The 3,964-nt window shown below is 22.6% G+C and carries 1 protein-coding gene; it reads right to left on the reverse strand.

The genetic code is table 11. The annotated features are described in order from the left end of the window. Positions 1-515: 515 nt before the first annotated feature. Positions 516-3,680 carry a PD-(D/E)XK nuclease family protein gene (locus Q0K52_RS14620; protein ID WP_297300617.1) on the reverse strand — a complete coding sequence of 1,055 codons (3,165 nt, stop codon included), beginning with the start codon at positions 3,678-3,680 and terminating at the stop codon, positions 516-518. Positions 3,681-3,964: the final 284 nt, after the last annotated feature.

Below are 3,964 nucleotides of genomic sequence, written 5' to 3' on the forward strand. Positions count from 1 at the left end.
ATTCAATAACTTTATAAAAATTGCGGAGCATATTTATACTTTAGTATAAATATATTTTCAGCGTAGCAATTTTTATTGATAATAAATAGAACAACAAAAAATTGACAAAGTTAAAAATTTTTAGTATAAATATATTTTCAGCACAGCAATTTTTATTTATGATAAATAGATCTAAGATTCAAAGAAGCCATAGACAACTAAAAAATAATTGTAAATTTTCTTTAAATTCATTTGCCTTTTCTGTAAAAATTATTATATTTTTAATATAAGATATGTGAAAAACAAACACAATATACGTTTAGAAAATAACAATATTTAAGTTTTTAACAGAAACGGAGGTATAAATGACAAAATTAATAAACACTATAAACCATCTTTTCTTAGACGAAGAAGAATACAATTTATTAATAGATGAATATAACTATATCCTTAATAGTATAGCTGAAGAATAAAATTTCCCATTTCCTCTTTTTGGTGCCTATGTACTTTATAAAAGTGCATAGGCTTTTTTAATACTATTCATCTTTTTTATACACTTTAGGACAATATTTGGCATCATAACAATCAGCACAAGCAGTTTCACTAGGTATACGCAAAAGTTCACCATCTAAAATTTTTGTGAAAACTTCATCAAAATAATTATATAAATTATATTCGCTGTCTATATAACCGCATACAGATAAAAGAAAATCTCTATCACTTCCATATTTCTTATTATCTTTTTTGCTGCTCTTTTTAATATCTGTTTTTATACTATTAATAAGTGTCTTTTCATTATAAGCTGTAAATACAACCTCGCAATGTTTTATTTTATCTGCTATATCATTTTTAATATATTTATCTAAAATTAATTTCAAATAAAGTATAGGCTGTAAATATGTTGTTATAATTTCTTTTATATCATCTTGTTTAGGTTCATCTATATAATTTGCTTTATAATCTACTATTCTAACCCCGTTAATATTTTTATGTTCACTATCAGAATAACTAAAATCTATTCTGTCTATTTTACCTTTTATTTTTATACATATATCTCCATTTTTATAAACTATTGAATCGTTTTTATTATTTTTATTATTTTTATTATTTTTATTATTTTGATTATTTTTATATATACCAATAGGTTCCTCAAATGAAGCTGGTATATAATGATAACCTTTTTCATCATTCTCTTTATTTAAGATAATCTCTTTCTGTATAAAATAATACATTGCATTCATTGCTTCTTCTTTGATAATATTCTGATCCAATTTATACTCTAAGAAATATTTATCTTCCAAATCTTTTTTAGAATATAAAGTTACTGATCTATTAATATGTTCTTCTATAACCTCATTTGCTATATTGCAGTAAGTATTAAATTCACTTTCTTTAAGAGAACAATCATTAGTCTTTGAAGTTTTCTTCACTTTATTATAAAAATTCTGTAAAAAACTATGATAAGTAATACCCTTATCCATATAGCTTATTCCCTGTATTCTTGCCTCTACTGAGTTTTTACTGTATAAATTAGAATAAAAATATTTAGCAGGACATTCCATTACCCTCTGCAAATCTGTAACTGAAATAGCTTCTTTAAACTTATTAATGAAAAAGGCTTTTATTTCTTCACTATCTTCTACAAAATCAGAATACCCTACTTTATTTCTTTTATGATAAACTTTTTCTATTATGCCTTCCAAATCTTCAACTTCTGCTCCAACATCATTATACAAAAATAAGCTCATCATATTTTCTTTTTTTGTATGAATATTATCCGCATTTTGTATATATTCTTTTCTGTATATAAGTCCGTTTTCTTTTAAACTTTCAAATTTAAAATCATCGCTGTAAAGTTTATTGTATAAATCTTCTAAATAATAAAATGGAAGTTCTAAATTACCTCTCTCATCTTTAAGCCTAAATGAAAAATATACCTTACTGTCTTCATAACAGTATGATAAAATATTCAAAAATAATGCATAAGAAATATCTGATAAATAATGCTGAGTATTAAAGGCAATTTTTTTTACATCTTTATTTATATTCTCTCTTAATTTATTGCTTATAAAAAATCCGTTAGGTCTTCTATTAATAAAATCATTATTCATACCTAACATAAATAAATATTTAAATCTCAATCCTCTAGCATCGTATAAATTACTAACTGTGATAAATACTCCATTATCTACTTCGTCCATAAGCGATTTATCTCTTAAAAGTACATTCAAAGCTGTATGAAAATCAAAATGTGTTATCTCCTCTTCTTTTATAGCTTCTATTTCTTCCGTATTTGATATTTGAAGTATAAGGTTAATAAACAATGCTAATGCTTCATTGTCCCTATGATGATATTTTTCATCTTCATATAAATCTGATATATTACCTATTTCTAAGAATTTCAAAATATTTATATAAGCAAGTCCTATCTCTTTATAACTTTTTTTAGAAACTAAAATATTAAGCAAATCCAAAAATTCTATTATGCTATTGGAAGCTTCATTATTATTGAACTTCTTTGCAATCTTATATTTAAAATCACTTAAAGCCATTTTTGAATATATTTCTACATTATTAAACTCATCATATTTATCATAAGCATAAATCAAATCTCTTATATTATAAGGATTAATGCCTTTAAGATTTTTAATATATGGTGATGATATAACTTTTATTAAAGCATCAATATCTAATTCTCCATTATATTTATCAAGTATCAAAAATATAGAAGTTAATATTGGAATTATTGGTATTCTCCAAATAAAGTTAGCCCTTCTTTCATTGAATTTAATATTGCATTCATTTAATCTATTTGAAACAATATCGCTGTATTTTTGAATGTCTGAAAATATTATACCTATATCATATAAAGCAACATCGCTATTAATTAATTTTATTACCTCATCTACAACGGTATCTACTTCCTGTTTAGCTCCAAAGCCTGCTATAAATTTTATACTATCTTTATATACTGACTCATCGCTATAAGTAAATAAATTATCTTTGTCTAATAAATATTGAGAAAAATCAGAATTATAATTCATTTCAAAATTATCAATGCCCTGATAAAATGATTTATAATTAGGAAAATATTTTTTCATATCATAAGGCATTACAACTTTAACATCTATTGTATAATATTTCTTTAAGCTCTCCAAAAATATTAAATGAAGCGGAGGAATTTTTTCAAATCCGTAAATTGTTATTTTATCGTATTTGCTTAGATACTCTAATTTTCTATTTTTTATTGCCTCTATAAAAAGCTCAAATATATCAAATTCATCAAGGAAATTATTTTCTCTGTTATATTCTTTATATTTTTTTATAATATCATTAATCTCTTTTAAATTATCATAAGAATCAAATTTAAAATCATAAAATTTTGCTAATGTAGTTTCTTCTATAAGTTTATACAAATTATATGCTAGTTCATAAGTAATATTATGCTTTGCTATTAAAGAATCTTTATTTTCTAATTTATAAGTATTCAAAACATTGTGAATATTAATTATCGCTATTGATTCATCTACATATTCTTTTTGATTTTCTATTTTATAATTTTCAAAAAATCTTTCTCTGCTGCTTTTATAATATCTATGCAGTATTTGATAATCGGTTATATCTAAAGTATATACTTTGAATTTGTCTTTTAGATAATTATTTCTTGCTTTATAGTTTGGAAATAAAATTAATTCTTGCATAATAGAAACCACTTTTTTTAATTTATTATAAGTAAAAAGACGACTTTTGTCAAAATAAAGTTTTTATATTTATTTATTCTAACTAATAATACAAAATGATTGTATATATCACTGAAAATAAAATTATATTTTTTATAATATAAAATATAATCTAATATTGTTGGGATATGTTTTAATTGTAAGATAAATTATTAGTTTTTTGTATAATCAGTATATACTGAAAATTTTTAAGTTTGTCATTTTTTTATTCAACTTTTTCCCGCCGCAAAAAGTTGCAAAAAGTG

Source organism: uncultured Brachyspira sp. (assembly GCF_944390845.1).
Classification (GTDB): domain Bacteria; phylum Spirochaetota; class Brachyspiria; order Brachyspirales; family Brachyspiraceae; genus Brachyspira; species Brachyspira pulli.

Excerpts from the sequence above, each read along its gene's own strand:
- Q0K52_RS14620 (WP_297300617.1), bottom strand. The coding sequence starts at position 3,680 with ATGCAAGAATTAATTTTATTTCCAAACTATAAAGCAAGAAATAATTAT.